The sequence below is a fragment of the Gracilibacillus alcaliphilus genome (assembly GCF_016909015.1).
In the GTDB taxonomy this organism is placed as follows: Bacteria; Bacillota; Bacilli; order Bacillales; family Amphibacillaceae; genus Gracilibacillus; species Gracilibacillus alcaliphilus.
This window is the reverse complement of the sequence record NZ_JAFBFA010000008.1, coordinates 42,910-63,342: the sequence shown is the minus strand read 5'-3', so window position 1 is coordinate 63,342 and position 20,433 is coordinate 42,910. Positions and strand designations below refer to the sequence as shown.

Genomic DNA, 20,433 nt, shown 5'->3' with positions numbered 1-20,433 from the left:
ATAAACTTGGTTAAATGCTACTTGTAAAAAAATTTATTTACGGTAGGTGTATTAGAGTTATCCAAAACTTTAAAAAAGTATTTGACATTGTACGCTTATCTTTTAAAAAAATCACCGTTCTTTTCAACATTTGAAAAAAACGGTGATTTTTATCTTGTCAGATTCTATTTAATACCTATGATTTAGCATAACAAAATAAGCATTAATCCTTCTATAAAGTAACTATTATAACAAGGTTTACTTATTATCCATTTGGTTATTCATTGCACGCATCATTTGCTTAATCTTCTTCTGACTCGGTTTTTGACCCATTTGCATCATTAATGTACGAAGCATTTGTTCATTAATAGGCGGGTTCTTCTTTAAATAGTTCATCATATACTTTCTCGCAATAAAGAAACCTAGCGCAACACCCGCTAGAAGAGCAACAACGATCAGTATAATCCAAAGAAAAGTGCTCATTCCTGTTCCTCCTTCAATCTATCTCTTATACAGTATAGTAAAAACGGCCCTATAATACAAGCGCTTATTATGTAAGATAAAACAAAATGCTTCTGCGGGCTCTCCCTATTTTGCAGCTTGTCCCCAAATGAAGTAGCTTTTGGGCTGTTTTGATTCAAATAGAACAAACGTTTCCGTCATTAAACTAGGGCATTTCTATACTCGGAAAAATTGGACGAGGAGATTGTCCCCGTCCAATTCATTATTTAAAATAATTCATTTACATGCTTCACAACGTTTTCCACAGTAAAGCCATATTCTTCAATGATTCGATTACCATTTGCAGAGGCACCATAGCGGTCAATTGCAATGACTTTCCCATCGATTCCTACATAACGTTCCCAGCCAAGAGAAGCAGCCATTTCAATACCGACACGTTTTGTTATTGCTTTCGGTAATACTGATTCTTTGTAGGCTGCATCCTGTGCATCAAAGCGATCCCATGATGGAATGCTTACAACACTTACGTCTTTACCTTCTTCTTTCAACTGAGCTTGAGCCTTCACAGCCAATTGAACCTCAGAACCAGTAGCTACAAGAATTGCATCTGGCGTTTCTTTTGTAGCTGGACTTACTACATATCCACCTTTTTTCACACCTTCATATGCATTTTCTGCAGTTCCTGGAAGTGTTGGTAAACCTTGTCGTGTTAATACAAGTGCTGTCGGCTGATCAGTTGATTCAACAGCTAAACGCCATGCAGCTTGAACCTCGTTACCGTCAGCTGGACGAATAACAGATAGATTCGGCATTGCGCGGAAAGCTGCTAACTGTTCGATTGGCTCATGGGTTGGACCATCTTCCCCAACAGCGATTGAATCATGTGTTAACACATAGGTTACTGGTAAGTTCTGGATAGCTGCTAGACGTACAGCAGGACGTAAATAGTCACTAAAGACAAAGAACGTTCCGCCAAATACTTTTAATCCACCATGTAATGCCATACCATTTAAGGCTGCAGCCATAGCAAATTCACGTACACCAAACCAAATATTACGACCAGCTGAATTAGCTGCTGAAAAGTCTTCATCCGCTTCTAATGTTGTCTTATTAGAACCCGCTAAGTCGGCACTGCCGCCAAATAGATTTGGTACTGTTTTGGCGATCGCGTTCAATACTTCACCAGAGGTTGCACGAGTAGCTGCAGAATCTTTACCTGCTTCATAAACTGGCAGATTTTTATCCCAGTCTTGTGGTAATTCATTATGAATAGCACGTTCCAATTCTTGTCCAAGTTCTGGATATGCTTCTTTATATGCCTTAAACAAATCGTTCCATTCTTGTTCTTTCGCTTGACCGTTTTCTACAATCTTGGAATGGAAATCTTGGTATACTTCCTCCGGTACATTGAAAGGTTCGTGGTTCCATTTATAAAATTCTTTAGTAAGCTTCACTTCGTCAGCACCTAGAGCTGCACCGTGTGAGGCAGCAGAGCCAGCTTTATTTGGGGAACCATAACCGATCACTGTTTTTACCTCTATAAGTGTTGGCTGATCTGTATTGGCTTTTGCTTCTTCAATTGCTTTAGAAATAGCTTGTGTATCATTACCATCTTCTACACGAAGCACTTGCCAGCCGTAAGCTTGATAACGCTGAGCCACATTCTCTGAGAATGATTTGTTTAATTCACCATCAAGGGAAATATCATTGGAGTCGTATAAAGCAATCAGTTTGCCTAACTGGAGATGACCAGCTAAAGAAGATGCCTCATGAGAAATACCTTCCATTAAATCTCCATCACTAACTAGAGCAAATGTATAGTGATCTACTACCGAATAGTTATCTTGATTATATTTACCTGCTAAGTGTTTTTCGGCCATCGCCATTCCAACACTCATGGCTATACCTTGACCTAATGGACCAGTAGTTGCTTCTACACCATCTGTATGATGCACTTCTGGGTGGCCTGGTGTTTTGGAGTCCCATTGACGGAAGTTTTTCAAATCATCAATTGTTACATCAAAACCAGATAGATGTAATAGACTGTACAATAACATAGAACCATGACCAGCAGAAAGGACAAAACGATCTCTATTGAACCATTTTGAGCTTTTTGGGTTAATGTTCATGTGTTCTGTCCAAAGCGTATACGCCATTGGAGCGGCACCCATTGGAAGTCCTGGATGACCAGAATTTGCTTTTTCAATTGCATCTATCGACAATGTTCTAATTGTATTAATAGACAATTGTTCTGTTTGGTTTGACATTATTTTTCCCCTTTCAATATCCAAATATGTACGCACATCTATAATCCTATAACGAAATGATTCGCTTGACAAGTAAATCTATCTATTTTCTTCAGAATTATCAGTATTTTTAATCATTCTGCCACGATAAATCAGATAATAGTGCTCATTTTCAAACGTTGTTATGAAGGAGATCAAACAGAAGAGGTTTGATCTCCTTATGCCATAGAAAAACTACGTCCATTTTTGAAGCTTTTGCTGTTGATACACTGACGCAGTTGTCCTACTGGATTACTTATTTTCTCGTTGAAATTTTTTTAACTTTTCTGGCGTGACATCATTTCCGTTGGGATCGACAACTGTCATCCCCTTCATATGGTTCTTAAATGACGTTCTTACATTCTTCAGATATGCTTGACGTAATCGCGCTTGCTCCTCTTTCTCAGCTTCTGTTAAACCTTCATTCTTTGCTTTATTGGCTAATACATTAATACGGGCAATTTCTTCTTTTGATAACATGGTATAACATCCTTTCACTCAGACCTGTTCTAGGGTGTTTTAAGCCCATTATAAACGTCACAGCTTTACCGACCTTTGAACATGTACTTCTATTTATTATTCCCATTTCTTATTATAATATTTGACTTTTGACTTCTTTTCACATCGAGAGTAATCTTCCAAAAATTTAGAGGAGAAAAAGCAATCGCCTCTTCCCCTCATTTTAATCTTGATAACCCTTTTTTTCAAGTGATTGGAATTCCTGATAACGCCGATGGACAGTTGCCTTAGAAACATCATAGCCCATTCCTTGTAATACAGAAGCTATCTCTCGAAATGTTAAATGGTTCTCCTTTAAACGCACTACTTCCTGAATCGGAAATTCTTTACGCTCTCTCCCTCTTGCCTGATCTTGATTACTTAAATTTCTGGCTGGATCAAAGCCATTTTGGACAGCTTTACGCATTCCACGCTTTATTTTCGCGTTGTGAAGTTTTCGCTGGTATTCTTCTACAATCGAAATGATCTGTAGCACCATAGAATCGCCTTCCGAAAGCTGGAGTTCCCCATTGTGCGACAAAGTATAAATATCTATATCCCATTTACTCAATTGATGCAGTAAAGCTATCTTGGTATTCCCTCTTCCAAGTCTGGTTTCATCTTGTACCAACAGAACATCTGCCTGTTGATTCTGGAATGCCTCCAACATCTCAAAGATGCCTTCTCTTTCCATATCAAATCCACTTTGCCTCTCTTCAATGATTCGATATATTTCCAATCGCTGCTGTTTGGCAAAACGTTCTAATTCTTCTCTTTGACGTTTGATAGATGTCTCTTGTGTTTCTTTTTCCGTGCTGACACGACAATAAATAATAGCTCTTCTCATCATTTATCCCACTTAAATGTTATTTACCGCAGATAGATAAAAAATGACTAATGCTGCAACAAAAACAATAAAATAAAAGACATCTACTTTGGTTATATTTTTCAACATTTAATCGCCTCCACAGAACTTTTGTTCGTAATTATATTATACACGAACAGATGTTCATGTCAACATTTTTTCGAACGAATGTTTGTAAATATTTCTTACCTGTGTTATACTCTATTTAATAAATATTACGTGTAAGGAGTAATAGATATGACAAACCTATCCAGACGTCAAGAAGATATCCTGGCTTATATTAAAGAGCAGGTTGGTTTAAAAGGTTACCCTCCTTCCGTTAGAGAAATCGGGGAAGCGGTAGGTCTTGCTTCAAGTTCTACTGTTCATGGTCATCTAGCCCGTTTAGAAAAGAAAGGGTATATTAGACGAGACCCAACGAAGCCAAGAGCAATAGAGGTATTATCACAAGAAGAGGAATGGAGTGTACCAAAAATAGAGCCTACCTTTGCTCCAGTAATAGGTAAGGTAACAGCAGGTATACCTATCACCGCTGTCGAAAATATTGAAGAGTATATTCCCATTCCTCAAAATACAGCCCAGGCAGATGATCCTTTGTTTGTATTGATTATTGAAGGAGAAAGCATGATCGAAGCTGGTATTCTGGATGGTGATAAGGTAATTGTCAAACAACAGCATACGGCTGAGAATGGTGATATTGTAGTGGCTATGACTGAAGATACCGAAGCAACGGTCAAACGATTTTTTAAAGAAAACGATCATATCCGTTTACAGCCTGAAAACGCCACAATGGAGCCATTAATTTATGAAAGTGTCACTATCCTTGGAAAAGTCATCGGCTTATACCGCCATATCTAACTTTTCCAAACATCTTACTTATATCTCTAAGTAAGATGTTTTTTTATTGGTTGGAAATGATAGAATTCTTGCTTGTGGATACCTAAAGTAGCCGCGTCCAGCTCCAAGCGCCCAACGCTTTTGTTGTGGCTGGAGTGAACATTGTTTCTAAAAAACGCATAGACTATCAGAGAAGACAGCTTTATATCGGAAATAAGGGTATGGAAAGATGAAGAAATCCAATGAGGAAGAAATACAAACAATTGAAAAACAATTAGAAATTGTCCAATGGTCCCATTTCATCACCACATTAACAGAAGCAATCTTGTTAACTCGATTATATAAATTACAAGGAGAATCGCCAGGTGAATGGAAGATTGTAGAAGGAGTTTGGATAGAAACATTCGGAAAATTCATCGAGGCAGACTCGGTGTCAAAACAAGTGCAAAATGCTCATGAGTTTTATGATTATTTGTTCCAAAAACAAGCGATTTCAGGCGATACTATCCAGACAATTGGCTCCATTATTCAACTAATCGGCGGTGTAGAGGTACTGAAGGAATTCAATATTGAGGGAATTATTCCATAATGCCTTAGCCCATTAACCTATAACTTATGTAATTACTCGTTTCCATTTATTATATAAACCGAAAATTCCTTTTGACTTATTTTAAGCCTCGTCTGACTTCATGGAATACGCGATTAAAACGCTACATAAACGATTGCCCACTGGTGCATTTCAGACAGCCACCGTAGACATAGCAAAGAATTCGCTTGTTATCGGATCATTGAACAAGATACCGGCATCCAAGTGTATTTTGCGGATCCTTATTCCTCCAGGCAACGTGGCAGTAATGAAAATGCGAATGGCCTTTTAAGAGAGTGCTTCCCGAAGAAAACGGATTTAGCCAACGTTTCTAATGATGAATTAGAACAAGCTCTATCTTTTATTAACAATCGACCAAGAAAATGCTTGAATTGGAAAACGACACACGAAGCGTTTCAGGAGGAACTGTTGCACTTAATTTGACAAACCGTCATAAACAAATCACCTCCTGCCTTCCATTATCAGCAGAGAGGTGATTCGTCTTAATCATACAAAATACCTAAAGAGTATAAAAAGACAAGGATGATAATAAGCGGTGCCAGCCAGCGTATGATCTGAAACCAGAACTTATAAACGATATCACTTACTTTACTGCCTAAATGAAATTCTTGATATACTAAGTCGCGATTCATCCTAAATCCTACAAACAGAGCGATAAATAAACAGCCCATTGGAAGCATAATATTACTTACCAAAAAATCACTGACATCAAAAACAGTTCGGCGGAATAGTGTGAAATCAGCTAAAACATTGGAAGACAATGCTGCTGGAATCCCTGCAATAAAAACAATCAGTCCCGCCAACCAAGCTACAGTTTTGCGTGAATAACGCACTTTTTCTGTCACAGCAGATGTGACAATTTCCAACATGCTGAATGATGAGGTCAATACAGCAAATAAAAATAAAAACAAAAATAAACTTAAGAAAACTTCACCGAATGGCATTTGTGCAAACGCCTCTGGTAATACAATAAACAGCAAACTTGGTCCTTCTGTCGGCTCCAAATCAAATGCGAACACGACCGGAAATATCGCCAGCCCTGCCAAAAATGAGACAAAAATATTCATCAGGGATACAGAAATCGCCGACTTTCCTAGGCTAGCGTCCTTTTGTAGATAGGAGCTGTAAGTTACCATAACCGAAATACCTACCGCTAAGGAAAAGAAGGCATGACCTAATGCATTGAGTGTGTTATCCCCATTCAGCTTGGAGAAATCCGGCTGTAAAAAGAAGCGCAGGCCTTCCATTGCCCCTTCAAAAGTAAGTGATCGACATACAATAACTATTAAAAAGATAAATAATAAAGGCATTAATACCTTGCTATAACGTTCTATTCCATTTTTTACTCCTGCTGAAATAACAAGTGCATTAAGCGAAACGAACAGTGCTAAACCGGCAACTGTCAGTAAAGGACTGCTGGTAATTTCCGCAAACAGCTGGCCATAGTCGGCATTATCGGTAATAACTAATCCTGGCACTGACATTATACTATATATCAGTACCCATCCTCCTACAACACTGTAAAAAGACATTAAGATAAACGCTCCAACCACACCCCAATGTCCAATATAAGACCACAAACTCTTAGGTGCTAATTTCTGATAAGCACTGACGGCTTCTTTTTGCGCACCACGGCCAATAATAAATTCTGCAATTAACAGAGGTAAACCAATTAAGACCGTAAAGAGGATAAATAGAAAGAAAAAGGCACCTCCGCCATTCATCCCTGTCATATACGGAAACTTCCAAATTGCCCCCAAACCTACGGCAGCTCCTGCAGAAGATAAAATAAAGCCTATTTTCGTACCCCAGTGTTCTCTTTTATCATTCATTCTGAAAATCCTTTCTCTTTGTAAAGTGAAACTTCCTTGCATTGGTATCTTTCAACTCGCCAGGGGTGTTAAATGATGAGAGCCAGCCCGTATAGTATAACATAATGGAGTTGCTTGAAAGTATGAGCCAGATATTAAGGCTCAAAACAGACAATATCCAAATTCTTTACATTTCAATCAATATCAATTATCCTAATTGTAAATTGTTGTTGGAAATTTTCACTTATTTATTTAATATGAACTTTATCTCAACATTCATTCCACTAGTATAGGTGGTTTCTCGCCGTGAAAAAAATTCTTATTCCTTTCTTATTAGGTATACTCGTATATTTTGTTGTGGCAATTATTTTTTATCTCTAAAAGAATGTAAACTTTTTACGACTCCCCCTAAGACAAATCAACGAACAGCTGCTTGTTTTTATTTCTAAGATATCTCATTGCTATAAAAAGATGGCATCTTACCCGAGAATCATCATGACTACGACAATAAACAATAAGATTAAATACATTTTGGAATATATCTGATCAGGTATTTTCTCTGCCCACTTGCGTCCAAAGGGAACCCCGATAAAGCCACCGATAATAAACCCAAAAAAAGCTGGAATATAAATAAACCCGATCGTTGAAGCCGGCATTGCTTCGACTTGCAGCCCTGTTATAAGATAGGTGACCGCACCAACAGTTGCGATGGGAAGTCCCAAAGGGGTCGCAAGTGCTACAGCATGCAGCATAGACATATTGCGTCCTCGCAAATATGGGATCGTCATCACACTACCTCCGATACCCATCATGGTCGAAATAAAACCAATACTGCTCCCGACAGCTATACTTGACGATATAGAAGGAAGCTGAAATGAAGCTTCATCTACAGTTTTGGTAAAAGTTTTCTTGAATAAGCTGGATATAATCACATAAGAAAGCATACTAATGAAAGCTATGCGTAACAAATTGCTATCTACAAAATAGGCTAAAATCCCGCCAATCAATGATCCGATCGCTATGTATCCTACAAACTTCTTAAAAACAGGCCACAATACATTCCCTTGTTTAGCATGGTTTAATGTAGAGTTAAATGAGTTAATGATCATAACCGCCAGTGACGTTCCAATAGCGGTATGCATTAAGTAATCACCGGGTATGGAATCGGGCAAGAAAAGGAATAAAATAGGAACGACAATAAATCCACCGCCAAACCCAAACATACTAGATAAAACACCGATTAAAATACCAATCCCAGAAAATAATAATAACGAAACATCTATCTTCACCCACTCCTTTCTTTGTTAGGTAGTAACCTATTTAAATTAGCATAACTATCCAATTCTCGCAATATCATTTGCCGAGTGCAAACTTTCACCTTAGCCAACTTTTTTTCAAGTCTGATATATTGTTTTAAACCTCCCAAAAGATTGCTGTAGACCCACTCCAGAGCCATTTGTTATACTAATACCCTAGTAAAAAAAGAGATGGGGAAATCAATGATGAAAAAAACTTCACATATTGCTTTTCTTTCTGTATTAAGCAATTCTTTCGTAGTTATCTTGAAATTTATTGTAGGCCTCTTCACAGGCTCTATTGCTGTTATTTCAGAAGCCATTCATTCTTCACTGGATTTATTGGCCTCCTTAATCGCCTTTGTATCTGTCCGAATTTCCAGTAAGCCCGCTGACAAAGAACATCCTTATGGTCATGGAAAAGTTGAAAATATTTCTGGAACCATAGAGACATTACTTATTTTTGTAGCAGGGGTCTGGATTATCTATGAATGTATCCACAAATTAATCTCACCTGAACCTATTAAACTGCCCTTCTTGGCTGTAGCTGTGATGGTTGTAGGGGCGATTCTGAACTTTGTCGTATCAAGAATCGTGAAGAAAGAAGCTGAACGTGTTCGTTCAATAGCTATGAAATCGAACGCCTTCCACCTGCTTACAGATGTCTATACATCACTGGGTGTTGCGGGAGGCTTGTTATTGGTTTACCTAACTGAATGGTATTTCTTAGACCCTTTGATCGGTATTATCTTGGCAATTTATATTATGTTCGAGGCAGTTAAGTTAATGAAGGAAGCCTTTCCTCCTCTTTTGGATGCCAAGCTTAGTAAAACAGAAGAAGAGCAAATCATGCAAATAATCGAACAATATAAGGAAGAATACTTAGAAATTCATGATTTAAAGACAAGGCGTGCTGGCGCAACAGAATATATTGAATTTCATATGGTCGTCCGTTCAAGTGAGACGATTGACATTATCCACGATCTGTGTGACCGAATCGAAAAACAGATTACTCAATCCTTTGAACAAGCTCATATTTCTATCCACGTCGAACCTGAACAGGAATTGAAGGGATATATAAACATGCAATCTTAGTCCATATTTACTGCAGGATATAAGCATGACGAGATATACTTATTAATGATGAGTCAGTTGACGAAGATATGGTTTTCATAGGTGTGGGAGTCTCTGGAGAAAAATCTGTAGTTGCGGTTCTCAGTAGCTGTCATAATGAAAGTACCAACCCCTATAAACACCAAAAAAACACCAACTTGTTGTTTATATATATGGTTGGGATGATATAGCATATGAAGAACAAGCAGAGATTCCTATCGAATTGCAAAAATAATGAGGCAGGAACAAGGCAGTCTGCTAGAACTGTCTTGTTGATACGATCGAATTTTATGATAGAATGCAAGTCGTTCACCTCTGCTTGTGCTAAACATATCAGGGATAAGGGATCACAATTTGCTGCTTAAAACGATCAAAGATCTGTTTCTTTGGAACGGTCTTTTTTCTCCTGTGCCTTTTTCGTTACAGGATTATCTTTCCACCAGGTATATACGGCAACGAGAATAGTAGCGATACTTGAGACACCCGTATAAATTTCTTCCTCACTAAATGGAAGTGGATTTTTTCCATATGTTATTAAAATTTGATTAATCAACAAGATCGCTAATACCACCAATCTAATAATAGCTTGATGCATACTCTCACCCCCTGATTATATATATTAAAAAACCAGCTCATTCGATTGGACTAGCTAACTGAGTTATTAGCTGATTTATTCATTTTGAGGCGAGATATTTTAATTGTGTCTCGAGATGGACAGTCGTACACTCATTACAATTAGGTGGTCCACTCAGCATGTGGAAATCGTGATTGTCTAACTTATATAACTCTTCATTGGCGTCCATTATGTTCCTTACTAAGAGAGATTAAATTTTCTCAACCATATATCGTCAGTAATTAAATGCGTACTTTTTGCTTCAGGGAAGAATTTTGTAAAAATTTTTTATCGTGGTTGTTCCAAAACACCCGATGATAAAACTCTCAAGCTTTTAACTATTGATATACCATCATTTAATGTTAGTATAGTTTTATAGTTCTCTGTCTCTGATAGCATTGTTCATGAAGGTATGAAAAGCTATATAAATTTCACGACTCGCATTCTTGCTAGTGTAAGGAAAGAAATGAATGGACAGACCTATGATTGAAAAAAAGCAAGCCTAAACATACTTAAAATGTCTAAATACGACCCATAATAAAAACCAAAGGAGAGATTGAATATGGCTTTCACAAACGAGGAATTAGAATTTTTAAAAGGTATTTGGGTGAACAGGTTGGAATGGAATCAAAATAAAAAAGAAGGCGAAAGCTTGGATAATGAAATAATGGTCGCAGCAAAAAAAGAGCTTTCCGCTGTTAACAATAAAGGTTATGGATACATGCATTACTACGTCCCTTTTGACGACCAGCAAACCACCGAGAATAAGTTGAAAAATAATGTCGAATATACCAAGCATGATTTGCTGACTATTTTACAGGTCATTAATCATAATCTATTTGATATCACTAATGATCCAACTCCATACCCGGAGGATACTGAATTTCATGAAATGGCTGAACATTATGATAAAATAGCTAAACTGTATCAGATTAAAAGCAAGGTGCTAGCCGATTTAAATGAATAAAAACGAAGCTGGGACAAAAGTATAGTTATCAAGCCAGCATTCGAACAATAAGCTGAATGATGATTATTACATTACAATTTTTCAAAGGGAACTGGCAGTAATAGATATGTACAGAGATGGAGCTCGTTTGCAGAATCAAAGGAGGGGGAAATCCAGCAATGGGTTGGCTCCCTCTTCTTCTTGTTTCACAACTTTTCATGCTGCAGTTTGCATAAAATGACCATAGATTTTCCATACTGATCTAAAGCTTTGGGTGCCTCTAAAAAAACGCACTAAAAATATGCTTAAAGCTCCCCTCTTCATTTCTTTGGATAGTATTTTCAAATGGAGCTTTTGAAAATAGCATCATGATATACCACAAGTAAGGCAGATTAACATCAACGAATCCAGTTATGATGGAATATGATTCATGACAAATGTAACTACTTTTCATGGTATACCTCAGGCATAATACTTGATAAGAAAGGTGGTATAACATGAAGAGGTCTTCTTATGGAGTAAATGAAACAGATTCATTGAAATATGAATGGATGAAGAAACCCATTTGGGCAATGTTGCTGACCGTAGTTGTTTTTTTCTTTTCCTTGTATGTTGGAACGACACCTGCAGTCATTCTTTTTGGGGATGACAGTTCATTTGGTACTGTGGAACAATTAGCTGCTGGAATCGGAGTAACCATCACTGTGTTAGTTGTTGTTTATTTTTTAAGGAGCCGTGGACAGCAGCCTTGGTCAGGTGTGCGGCTACACTTAAGGTGGACAGCAATACTAGAAATTATTGCTGGTATTGTACTAGCATTATTCATTGTATTCGTTTCAAACATCATTTCAGTAACTCTAGGGGTAGCTGAATGGCAAAACTGGAACAGTATTCAAACAGAGTTATATTTACCTTCTCTGATCATTTCATCCCTCAGTATTTTGCTTGTTCAGGCATTTCCTGAAGAATTACTATTCCGGGGTCACCTTATGGATACATTATCGTACAAAGTCTCCCCCTGGATGGTATTGTTACTCAGTTCCATAACATTTGGATCGATCCATATCTTTTCACAAAGCCCTGCAGCAGGGTTAGGGGAACAACTAATGTTCGTAGTCTTTGCTGCAAGTTACGGATTTACATTAGCAGCCTGCCGGATTGCAAGAGACTCCATTTGGCTGCCAGTCGGATTACACACAGGACATAACTTGCTGTGGCAACTATTTGTAACTATTGATGATGGTCCTTACAGCTTTCATCTTATGATTGTGATTATATGTATGGTATTGGTTGGATTCATACTATTAAATTGGAAGCGGTTGATAAATAAACTATGACTTGCAGATTTATACTATGAGCGGTGAACTTGTGTAAGGAATGTAGTTAATAGTAATTGTATAATAGTGATATACTAACATTGATTTGAAAGCTTTTTTAAATTTTCTTTTGTATAGTGTGTTCTGCCTTTTCACTTTTTCGTGACATGTTCGTGCTTACTCGTGACGCTCAAGCCCTTGTCTACATCTCAACTACAAAATCAAAACCCTCGACACCAACAGTGCCAAGGGTTTCCTCTTTTTAAAACGCAGACATATACTGTTCTCTCTCCCAAGGGTGAACTTGTGTTCTAAACATATCCCACTCAATTTCTTTTGATTCGATGAAATGTTCGAATAAGTGTTCACCTAGGGCTTCGATGATCACATCGTCTTTTTGCAGTTCTTTCAATGCATCGGCAAGTGTTGCTGGCAAGTCTTCGATTCCGTTTGCTTCACGCTCTTCTTTGTCCATAATGTAAATGTTGCGGTCTACGGCTTCAGGGGCTTCTAGACCGTTTTTAATTCCGTCAAGACCAGAAGCTAATAATACTGCTAATGCTAAATATGGATTTGCAGCCGGGTCCACACTGCGCACCTCTACACGTGTACTTAAACCACGAGAAGATGGTACACGGATTAATGGACTTCGGTTGGCACCTGACCAAGCTACATAACATGGCGCTTCATAGCCAGGGACAAGTCGTTTATACGAATTAACCGTTGGGTTCGTTACAGCCGTAAAAGAAAGGGCATGTTTAATCGTACCTGCAATAAACTGATAGGCTGTTTCACTTAATTGTAATGGGCCATTTTCATCTAAAAATGCATTAGTGCTACCTTTGAATAATGACATATTACAGTGCATACCTGAACCATTCACACCGAATAATGGTTTTGGCATAAATGTTGCATGTAAACCATGCTTACGGGCAATTGTTTTTACTACTAATTTGAATGTTTGAATATCATCAGCATGTTTTACAGCGTTTGAGTATTTAAAATCAATCTCATGTTGACCTGGTGCCACCTCGTGGTGAGAAGCTTCAATCTCAAAGCCCATTTCTTCTAATTCAAGCACAATGTCACGACGGCAATTTTCGCCTAAGTCGGTTGGTGCAAGGTCAAAGTAACCACCTTTGTCATTCAATTCTAATGACGGTTCACCATTCTCATCGAGCTTGAACAAAAAGAATTCGGGCTCTGTTCCAATATTAAAAGCCGTAAAGCCAAGTTCTTCTGCCTTTTTCAAGTTACGCTTTAAATTATAACGCGGACAGCCTTCGAACGGTGTGCCGTCCGTATTATAGATATCACAAATAAAACGGGCTACTTTTCCTTTCTCAGAAGTCCAAGGGAAGACAACAAATGTATCTAGGTCTGGATATAGCTTCATATCTGATTCTTCAATACGCACAAATCCTTCGATAGAAGAACCATCAAATACCATTTGATTATCCAACGCTTTATCCAATTGGCTTAAGGGAATCTCGACATTTTTAATTGTCCCCAGTAAATCGGTGAACTGTAAGCGAATAAATTTTACGTTTTCTTCTTCGATTCTTTTCTTAATGTCTTCTCTAGTAAATCCCATGTAATGAAATCTCTCCTTTATTTTTTAATGGAAGAATCGTGATAATTCTCCCTGTCTTAATGAGGCCTTACCATGTTTACCGGAATCCAATAATTCTTTTTGCAACATCTTGCGTAAGGCTTTCTCAGAAATTTCGGAGGATTTCTTTTTTTCCTCTTTCTTCGAAATGCCTTGAAGTTGCAATACCTGTTTTATTCCGGCTAAGTTCAAACCTTTGTCAATTAACTCCTTAATCTCTAACAGATTATCTACGTCATTAAATGAAAATAACCGTTGATTCCCTTCTGTACGAGATGGATGAATTAATTCGTGCTGCTCATAATATCGAATTTGTCTGGCCGTTAAGCCTGTAAGTGATTTAACAATTCCGATAGAAAACAAGGGCATGCTGCGTCTATCCAAATCACTCATTCAGGTCACCCCTTTCTTCTGCTTTCTATAGTATCTATTATACACGAAGTAAGTTTGATGTCAATAGATGTTAGGAAAGTTGACATGATTTTTCCGCTCTATTTTTCTCTACCCAGTTCTTTTGCAGCCTGTATAACAGCCATCTTCACATGGTTATATGTCAGACCTCCTTGAACAAAGGCGGTATAAGGTGGTCTGATCGGCCCATCTGCTGTCAATTCCAAACTAGCGCCTTGAATAAAAGTACCTGCTGCCATAATCACTGAATCCTGATAACCCGGCATTGGAGCTGGATATGGCGTGACATGTGAATTAATTGGTGAATATTTTTGAATAGCTTGACAGAAGGCGATCATTTGTTCGTCCGTTGCGAACGTTACCGATTGAATTAAATCTGTCCGTTTGGCATCATAGGCAGGTATCGTCTGAAACCCTTGATTCGCTAAAAAAGCAGAAGTAAAGACGGCTCCGCATAATGCTTCACTTACCACATGTGGTGCAAGGAATAATCCTTGATACATTTCTTGCAGCATACCGATACTGGCCCCAATCTCTTTACCGATGCCTGGAGCGGTTAAACGATTAGCTGCCATTTCAATATAATCCTGCTTACCGGCAATATAACCGCCCATTCGCGCAATCCCACCGCCAGGGTTCTTGATTAAGGAACCGGCAATAAGGTCTGCTCCAAGATTAGTCGGTTCTTGAAGTTCGACAAATTCCCCATAACAATTATCAACGAAGATGATCACATCTTGTTTAATAGCCCGAACTTTTTTTATTACATCAGCCAATTCCGCCATTGGAATAGAAGGTCGACTATCATACCCTTTTGACCGCTGTATGGCGATCACCTTCGTTTGTTCCGTCACTGCCTCTTCAACTGCTTCCATATCGATTTCGTCTGCTTTTAATGGAATATCCCGATAGGAAATACCGAAATCTGTCAAAGAGCCAGGTACATGCTTTTCTGTGCCAATTACTTGATGAAGTGTGTCGTATGGTGCGCCTGTAATGTAGATTAATTCATCTCCAGGCCGCAGTACGGCAAATAAAGCCGTACTGATCGCATGTGTACCAGAAGTCAATTGAGGACGCACTAGTGCGTCCTCTGTGCCAAATACACTTGCATAGACAGCTTCTAATTTATCTCTGCCATAATCATCATAGCCATAGCCTGTCGTTGGATTAAAATCACTATCACTTACTTGATGTTTCCTGAATGCTTCTAACACTTTGGCTTGATTTTGGAATTCGATTTGCTGAACGTTCTCTATCACTGGTTTGATAAGTGCTTCGATTTTATCTATCTGTAGTCTTATTTCTTGCTCGATTATCATTCTGATTGTATCTCCTTTATTTCTCTCATAATGGCATGATCGGGATCCACAAACCCTTTGAGATGGTATCCTAACGACGTTTCATCATATTGTTGCTCTGTTATAATGGTGTGCTGACGAATACGGGCGAGTTTGTTTGCCTCGTGTTCTGGCAGGAACCCCTCATAATCCATCCAGATTTCTTTGACTAACTCTTCTACTTGCTGTTTGATCAAACGAATATCTTGATCTGCAAAGGCGCTCACTAGTAAATAAGGAAAAGCAGACGGAACAAAGGAATCTGCATCGATCAAATCCTTTTTATTATAAATAGTCAATGCAGGAACATTATCTGCACCTAATTCTGTTAATAAACGTGAAACAGTCCGTGCCTGTTCTTCGCGGTTGGGTGCATGGACATCCATCACATGCAAAATCAAGTCAGCTTCTTTTACCTCTTCCAGCGTCGAACGAAAAGCTGCCACTAGGGCCGTTGGCAGATCTTGAATAAAACCTACCGTGTCTGTCAGCAGAACTTGCATATGAGATGGCAGTGCCATTTTTCTTGATAAAGGGTCAAGTGTCGCAAATAACTGATCCTCTTCATAGGAATTGCTTTTGGTTAATTGATTAAATAATGTGGATTTGCCGGCATTTGTATAGCCAACAACAGCTACTTGAAAAAGATGGTTGCGCCGTCTGTTCTCACGATACTGCTCACGTTGATTAACAACTTGCTTCAACCGCCGTTTAATTTCATCCATACGATTGCGGATATGACGCTGATCTGTCTCTAGTTTCGTCTCACCTGGCCCGCGTGTGCCAATTCCTCCGCCTAATCTCGATAATGCAGTACCTTGACCATGCAAGCGAGGCAGCATGTAATCATATTGGGCCAGTTCTACTTGCAGCTTGCCTTCCTTCGTTCTTGCCCGGCTAGCGAATATATCGAGAATTAATTGACTGCGATCAATAACCTTGACACCTAACTGTTCCTGCAAATTTCGCGCTTGAGCACCAGTCAATTCCTCATTAGCAATCACAACATCAATCTCACGTTCCTCCAGCCATTCCTCTACTTCTCTCAGTTTTCCTTCACCAATATAATATTTGCGATGAGGGCTTGGACGTTTCTGAATGATGGTATCTACCACTGTTCCTTGCGCCGTTTTAGCCAATGATTTCAGCTCTTCCACTGAATAATAAAATATCTCTTCTTCCATTTTGTCATGTAGTACAGCCATTAATAATACCTGCTCGATCATCATCACCTGCTTTATCAATATTTTTTCCATAGAAATAGCGCTACTTTCCAATAGCGCTACTTTCTCTTTCTATTCTTTGTCAAGATTTACATTTTTAGAAGGAACAAAAGTGGAAATAGCATGTTTAAAAATTAATTGTTGTTTACCTTCTGTTTCGAGAAGCACCGTAAAGTTATCAAACGCCTTAACAGTTCCTCGAAGTTGAAAGCCATTCGTTAGGAATACCGTAGTGAAAATTCGCTCTTTGCGCAGCTGATTGAGATATTGATCTTGAATATTGACAGTTTGGGACATGGTAGTACCTCCTATATATTCTCTATATTTTTATATTCTATGTGAATGAATAGAATCCTTCTAAATCCGTCAAAATATTTTGGAAAACGACTGTACTTGTCTCTGGTGTGATCTCATACCAATGAACAGGCATTTTGTTATTAAACCAAGTATATTGACGTTTGGCGAAGCGTCTGGAGTTTCTTTTTAATGTATCTACCGCTTCTTCCAAGGACTGTTCCCCCTTTACATAAGGAATGATTTCCTTGTAGCCGATCCCCCGCATAGCTTGCGTCCCTTCATACCCCTTCTGCAAAAGCTGTGCCACTTCTTCGATTAATCCATTCTCGATCATCAGATCTACTCGCTGATTAATTCGCTGATATAGTAATTCACGCTCCATCTGCAGTCCAATAATATGAAAATCATAGCGGGCTTCTGCACTTTGCCTGGCTTGATACTCTGTCATTGTCAGCCCTGTTCGGTCATAGACCTCTAATGCCCGAACCAGTCGCCTGATATTATTAGGGTGGATTTTTTCCGCTTGTACAGGATCTACCCTTTTTAGGCGATTATAAACATACTCAAGGCCATTTTGCTCTAATTCTTGTTCAATCTTTTGCTGATAAGCAGCAGAACGGCGACTGTCGGCAAATTGATAATCATATAATACCGATTGAATATAAAGACCTGTCCCACCTGCAATGATCGGCTGACGCCCTCTTATTGCAATTTCCTGAATATACTGTTGCACAAGCGTTTGAAAATCAGCAACAGAAAAAGGTTGAGCAGGATCTAATATATCCAGCATATGATGGGGAATGCCTTCTTTTTCTTGCTCTGTTATCTTGGCTGTTCCAATATTCATTCCTTGGTACACTTGCATGGAGTCTCCGCTGATAATCTCCCCATGAAATTTTTTGGCTATTTCAATCGAGAGAGCTGTTTTCCCTACGGCTGTCGGTCCAACAATTACTAATAACTTCTCTTTCAACCTATCACAAACCTTCTGCGGAAATGGCTTATTCCATATAATGCGGACTGCCTTCCGTTTTTATATCTTTTTGCATATCCTCTTCTAGTATACAAGAGTAACCTGTGATATTCACCTATTTACATCACCCGTTTAAACATTTTTTCCATTTCATATTTGCTGAATTGGATAATCACCGGGCGGCCGTGCGGGCAGGTAAAGGGCTCTTCACATTTTCGCAAATCATCTAGCAATTGCTGCATATCTTGCAAATTTAAATAATGGTTAGCCTTAATCGACTTTTTGCAAGACATCAGAATCGCGGCCTCTTCCCTCAATTCGTGAATATTCACCTGTCTGTCTTCCATTAATTGATCCACCATCTCGCGAATGATCTCTTCCTCCTCACCAGTTGGAAACCATTGCGGATGAGAACGCACCATATATGTCTGTTGGCCAAACGACTCAAAAAACAATCCAACCTCTTCCAAGGCTTGCTTGTATTGTTCTACATAGAGTGCCTCTTGCTGGGTAAACTCAAAGGTCAGAGGCACCATCAAGTCCTGAAGCTGATTGTCCACTTCCCCAATTTTGCTGCGGAAAAATTCATATTTAATCCGTTCCTGTGCGGCATGTTGATCAATGATATACAGACCAGTTTCATTCTGAGCGATAATATAAGTGCCATGGTGCTGACCGATAGGATACATAACCGGCACACGATAGGCAGGCTGCTCTTGTTTCTTAGGCGGTTCCCTATCTTTCGGAGGCTGATCTAATGTTTCTGCAATAGGAGTCAGGTCCTCCACCTCTGGCTCAAAACTTTCTTTAAGCGGCTCTTTTACCTGATTTGCTTGGTGTACAACTGTCTCCAGCGGCTGTTCCTGGCGACTTTTCGGTTTCTCAGCTTGATCAAAATCAAACTGTGCTTGATCGGAAATTATTTTTTCTTTCGGTTTATGATGCGGTGCGTCTGGTATTAACGTTTGCTGATGCAAGGCCTGCTTAATCATATCTGATATAGCTTCACATAATTCTTTCTCTTTACTGAATCGCACTTCCAGCTTGGTCGGATGCACATTCACATCAATTAAGTAGGGATCCATTTCAATCATTAAAATCACCACTGGCTGTCTGCCAATTGGTAGAAAGGTATGGAATCCATCCGTGATTGCTTTGGCTACACGGAAACTTTTGATAAAACGGCCATTGACGATTGTTGTTATATATTGACGGGAGGCACGATTAACCTCTGGTTTAGCGATAAAGCCTTTGATGCTGTAATCCAATGTTTCTGTTTCTACCGGAAGCATTTGTTTGGCTACTTGCAGACCATATACCGAGGAGGCTATTTGTCGTAAATCTCCTTTGCCTGTCGTTTGAAAAATTCGTTTACCATTATGGGTCAGTTCAAATCGAATATCAGGATGAGAAAAAGCAATTCGATTCATAATATCTGTGATATGGCCTAATTCAGTATGAACTGTTTTTAAATATTTCAAACGTGCCGGTGTATTAAAAAAAATGTCTTGCACCGTAATTTCAGTACCTTGTCTGGCATCACCTCTGGCCTCTTCCTTAACATTACCGCCCTCTATGGTTAAAATTGTACCTGCCTCATCACCAGTAGAGGTTTTTAATGTCAGTCTGCTGACAGCCGCAATACTTGCCAATGCCTCGCCTCTAAAGCCTAAGGTTTTAATGTGAAATAAATCATTTTCATTATTGATTTTACTAGTTGCATGCCGCAAAAATGCCCGTTTACATTGGTCGTGCGGGATACCGACGCCATTATCTGTTACCTTAATCTCTTGCAGTCCCGCTTCTGTAATATCGATTTTAATCCAGCTGCTCCTGGCATCGACACTATTTTCAACAAGTTCCTTCACAACAGAAGCTGGACGTTCCACTACTTCACCAGCTGCTATTTTATTGGCTAAATAATCGGGCAGTTCACGTATCTGCATATTA

At 38.9% G+C, this 20,433-nt stretch carries 19 protein-coding genes and 1 pseudogene; 6 read left to right on the top strand and 14 right to left on the bottom strand.

What is annotated here, in order from left to right:
* Positions 1–237: 237 nt before the first annotated feature.
* The 4 genes from JOD18_RS08335 to JOD18_RS08320 form a co-directional block, all read right to left on the bottom strand.
* On the bottom strand, positions 238–462 hold the full coding sequence (locus JOD18_RS08335; protein ID WP_204668492.1) for a YneF family protein: 225 nt from the start codon (positions 460–462) through the stop codon (positions 238–240).
* 245 nt (positions 463–707) lie between these two features.
* Complete coding sequence (tkt, locus tag JOD18_RS08330; RefSeq protein ID WP_204668491.1) at positions 708–2,708, bottom strand: transketolase; 2,001 nt, start codon at positions 2,706–2,708, stop codon at positions 708–710.
* Between the two features lie 270 nt (positions 2,709–2,978).
* On the bottom strand, positions 2,979–3,206 hold the full coding sequence (locus JOD18_RS08325; RefSeq protein WP_204668490.1) for a DUF896 domain-containing protein: 228 nt from the start codon (positions 3,204–3,206) through the stop codon (positions 2,979–2,981).
* A gap of 202 nt (positions 3,207–3,408) precedes the next feature.
* Positions 3,409–4,071 (bottom strand): YneB family resolvase-like protein, encoded by a 663-nt coding sequence (locus JOD18_RS08320; RefSeq protein ID WP_204668560.1) that lies wholly within the window; start codon positions 4,069–4,071, stop codon positions 3,409–3,411.
* 255 nt (positions 4,072–4,326) lie between these two features.
* Between JOD18_RS08320 and lexA the strand changes: the two genes are divergently transcribed.
* The 3 genes and pseudogenes from lexA to JOD18_RS08305 form a co-directional block, all read left to right on the top strand.
* Positions 4,327–4,947 (top strand): transcriptional repressor LexA, encoded by a 621-nt coding sequence (lexA, locus tag JOD18_RS08315; RefSeq protein ID WP_204668489.1) that lies wholly within the window; start codon positions 4,327–4,329, stop codon positions 4,945–4,947.
* 208 nt (positions 4,948–5,155) lie between these two features.
* Positions 5,156–5,515, top strand: coding sequence for a hypothetical protein (locus JOD18_RS08310; RefSeq protein WP_204668488.1), 360 nt, complete (start codon positions 5,156–5,158; stop codon positions 5,513–5,515).
* A gap of 88 nt (positions 5,516–5,603) precedes the next feature.
* Positions 5,604–5,956 (top strand): annotated as a pseudogene (locus JOD18_RS08305) (IS30 family transposase); the annotation flags it as partial.
* A gap of 59 nt (positions 5,957–6,015) precedes the next feature.
* Here JOD18_RS08305 and JOD18_RS08300 read toward each other — a convergent pair.
* Positions 6,016–7,365: a sodium-dependent transporter gene (locus tag JOD18_RS08300; RefSeq protein ID WP_204668487.1), complete on the bottom strand. Its 1,350-nt coding sequence runs from the start codon at positions 7,363–7,365 to the stop codon at positions 6,016–6,018.
* Between the two features lie 458 nt (positions 7,366–7,823).
* Positions 7,824–8,633: a TSUP family transporter gene (locus JOD18_RS08295; RefSeq protein ID WP_204668486.1), complete on the bottom strand. Its 810-nt coding sequence runs from the start codon at positions 8,631–8,633 to the stop codon at positions 7,824–7,826.
* 213 nt (positions 8,634–8,846) lie between these two features.
* On the opposite strand from JOD18_RS08295, the gene JOD18_RS08290 reads away from it, so the two are divergent.
* On the top strand, positions 8,847–9,734 hold the full coding sequence (locus JOD18_RS08290; protein WP_204668558.1) for a cation diffusion facilitator family transporter: 888 nt from the start codon (positions 8,847–8,849) through the stop codon (positions 9,732–9,734).
* 388 nt (positions 9,735–10,122) lie between these two features.
* On the opposite strand, the gene JOD18_RS08285 is transcribed toward JOD18_RS08290, so the two are convergent.
* A complete protein-coding gene (locus JOD18_RS08285; protein WP_204668485.1) occupies positions 10,123–10,347 on the bottom strand; it encodes a phage holin in 225 nt (74 codons plus the stop codon).
* Positions 10,348–10,927: 580 nt separating this feature from the next.
* Between JOD18_RS08285 and JOD18_RS08280 the strand changes: the two genes are divergently transcribed.
* Entirely contained in the window at positions 10,928–11,332 is a 405-nt protein-coding gene (locus JOD18_RS08280; protein WP_204668484.1) for a hypothetical protein, read from the top strand.
* Positions 11,333–11,808: 476 nt separating this feature from the next.
* A complete protein-coding gene (locus JOD18_RS08275; protein ID WP_204668483.1) occupies positions 11,809–12,648 on the top strand; it encodes a CPBP family intramembrane glutamic endopeptidase in 840 nt (279 codons plus the stop codon).
* Between the two features lie 241 nt (positions 12,649–12,889).
* On the opposite strand, the gene glnA is transcribed toward JOD18_RS08275, so the two are convergent.
* The 7 genes from glnA to mutL form a co-directional block, all read right to left on the bottom strand.
* Positions 12,890–14,221: a type I glutamate--ammonia ligase gene (gene glnA / locus JOD18_RS08270; RefSeq protein ID WP_204668482.1), complete on the bottom strand. Its 1,332-nt coding sequence runs from the start codon at positions 14,219–14,221 to the stop codon at positions 12,890–12,892.
* Between the two features lie 24 nt (positions 14,222–14,245).
* Positions 14,246–14,632, bottom strand: a complete 387-nt coding sequence (locus tag JOD18_RS08265; RefSeq protein WP_204668481.1) for a MerR family transcriptional regulator — start codon at positions 14,630–14,632, stop codon at positions 14,246–14,248.
* A gap of 98 nt (positions 14,633–14,730) precedes the next feature.
* Entirely contained in the window at positions 14,731–15,972 is a 1,242-nt protein-coding gene (locus tag JOD18_RS08260; RefSeq protein WP_204668480.1) for a methionine gamma-lyase family protein, read from the bottom strand.
* Entirely contained in the window at positions 15,969–17,246 is a 1,278-nt protein-coding gene (gene hflX, locus JOD18_RS08255) for a GTPase HflX (protein WP_239587998.1), read from the bottom strand. Before hflX ends, JOD18_RS08260 begins: the two co-directional genes overlap by 4 nt.
* A gap of 39 nt (positions 17,247–17,285) precedes the next feature.
* Positions 17,286–17,510, bottom strand: a complete 225-nt coding sequence (gene hfq / locus JOD18_RS08250; protein WP_204668479.1) for an RNA chaperone Hfq — start codon at positions 17,508–17,510, stop codon at positions 17,286–17,288.
* 37 nt (positions 17,511–17,547) lie between these two features.
* Positions 17,548–18,483 (bottom strand): tRNA (adenosine(37)-N6)-dimethylallyltransferase MiaA, encoded by a 936-nt coding sequence (gene miaA, locus JOD18_RS08245; protein ID WP_204668478.1) that lies wholly within the window; start codon positions 18,481–18,483, stop codon positions 17,548–17,550.
* 119 nt (positions 18,484–18,602) lie between these two features.
* Positions 18,603–20,429 (bottom strand): DNA mismatch repair endonuclease MutL, encoded by a 1,827-nt coding sequence (mutL, locus tag JOD18_RS08240; RefSeq protein ID WP_204668477.1) that lies wholly within the window; start codon positions 20,427–20,429, stop codon positions 18,603–18,605.
* Between the last annotated feature and the right edge of the window lie 4 nt (positions 20,430–20,433).

Coding starts and splice junctions, on each gene's coding strand:
- JOD18_RS08290 (WP_204668558.1), top strand. CDS start 8,847: ATGAAAAAAACTTCACATATTGCTTTTCTTTCTGTATTAAGCAATTCT.
- JOD18_RS08260 (WP_204668480.1), bottom strand. CDS start 15,972: ATGATAATCGAGCAAGAAATAAGACTACAGATAGATAAAATCGAAGCA.
- JOD18_RS08310 (WP_204668488.1), top strand. CDS start 5,156: ATGAAGAAATCCAATGAGGAAGAAATACAAACAATTGAAAAACAATTA.
- JOD18_RS08335 (WP_204668492.1), bottom strand. CDS start 462: ATGAGCACTTTTCTTTGGATTATACTGATCGTTGTTGCTCTTCTAGCG.
- JOD18_RS08285 (WP_204668485.1), bottom strand. CDS start 10,347: ATGCATCAAGCTATTATTAGATTGGTGGTATTAGCGATCTTGTTGATT.
- tkt (WP_204668491.1), bottom strand. CDS start 2,708: ATGTCAAACCAAACAGAACAATTGTCTATTAATACAATTAGAACATTG.
- glnA (WP_204668482.1), bottom strand. CDS start 14,221: ATGGGATTTACTAGAGAAGACATTAAGAAAAGAATCGAAGAAGAAAAC.
- hfq (WP_204668479.1), bottom strand. CDS start 17,510: ATGTCCCAAACTGTCAATATTCAAGATCAATATCTCAATCAGCTGCGC.
- JOD18_RS08265 (WP_204668481.1), bottom strand. CDS start 14,632: ATGAGTGATTTGGATAGACGCAGCATGCCCTTGTTTTCTATCGGAATT.
- JOD18_RS08300 (WP_204668487.1), bottom strand. CDS start 7,365: ATGAATGATAAAAGAGAACACTGGGGTACGAAAATAGGCTTTATTTTA.
- JOD18_RS08280 (WP_204668484.1), top strand. CDS start 10,928: ATGGCTTTCACAAACGAGGAATTAGAATTTTTAAAAGGTATTTGGGTG.
- JOD18_RS08325 (WP_204668490.1), bottom strand. CDS start 3,206: ATGTTATCAAAAGAAGAAATTGCCCGTATTAATGTATTAGCCAATAAA.
- mutL (WP_204668477.1), bottom strand. CDS start 20,429: ATGCAGATACGTGAACTGCCCGATTATTTAGCCAATAAAATAGCAGCT.
- lexA (WP_204668489.1), top strand. CDS start 4,327: ATGACAAACCTATCCAGACGTCAAGAAGATATCCTGGCTTATATTAAA.
- JOD18_RS08275 (WP_204668483.1), top strand. CDS start 11,809: ATGAAGAGGTCTTCTTATGGAGTAAATGAAACAGATTCATTGAAATAT.
- hflX (WP_239587998.1), bottom strand. CDS start 17,246: ATGGAAAAAATATTGATAAAGCAGGTGATGATGATCGAGCAGGTATTA.
- JOD18_RS08320 (WP_204668560.1), bottom strand. CDS start 4,071: ATGAGAAGAGCTATTATTTATTGTCGTGTCAGCACGGAAAAAGAAACA.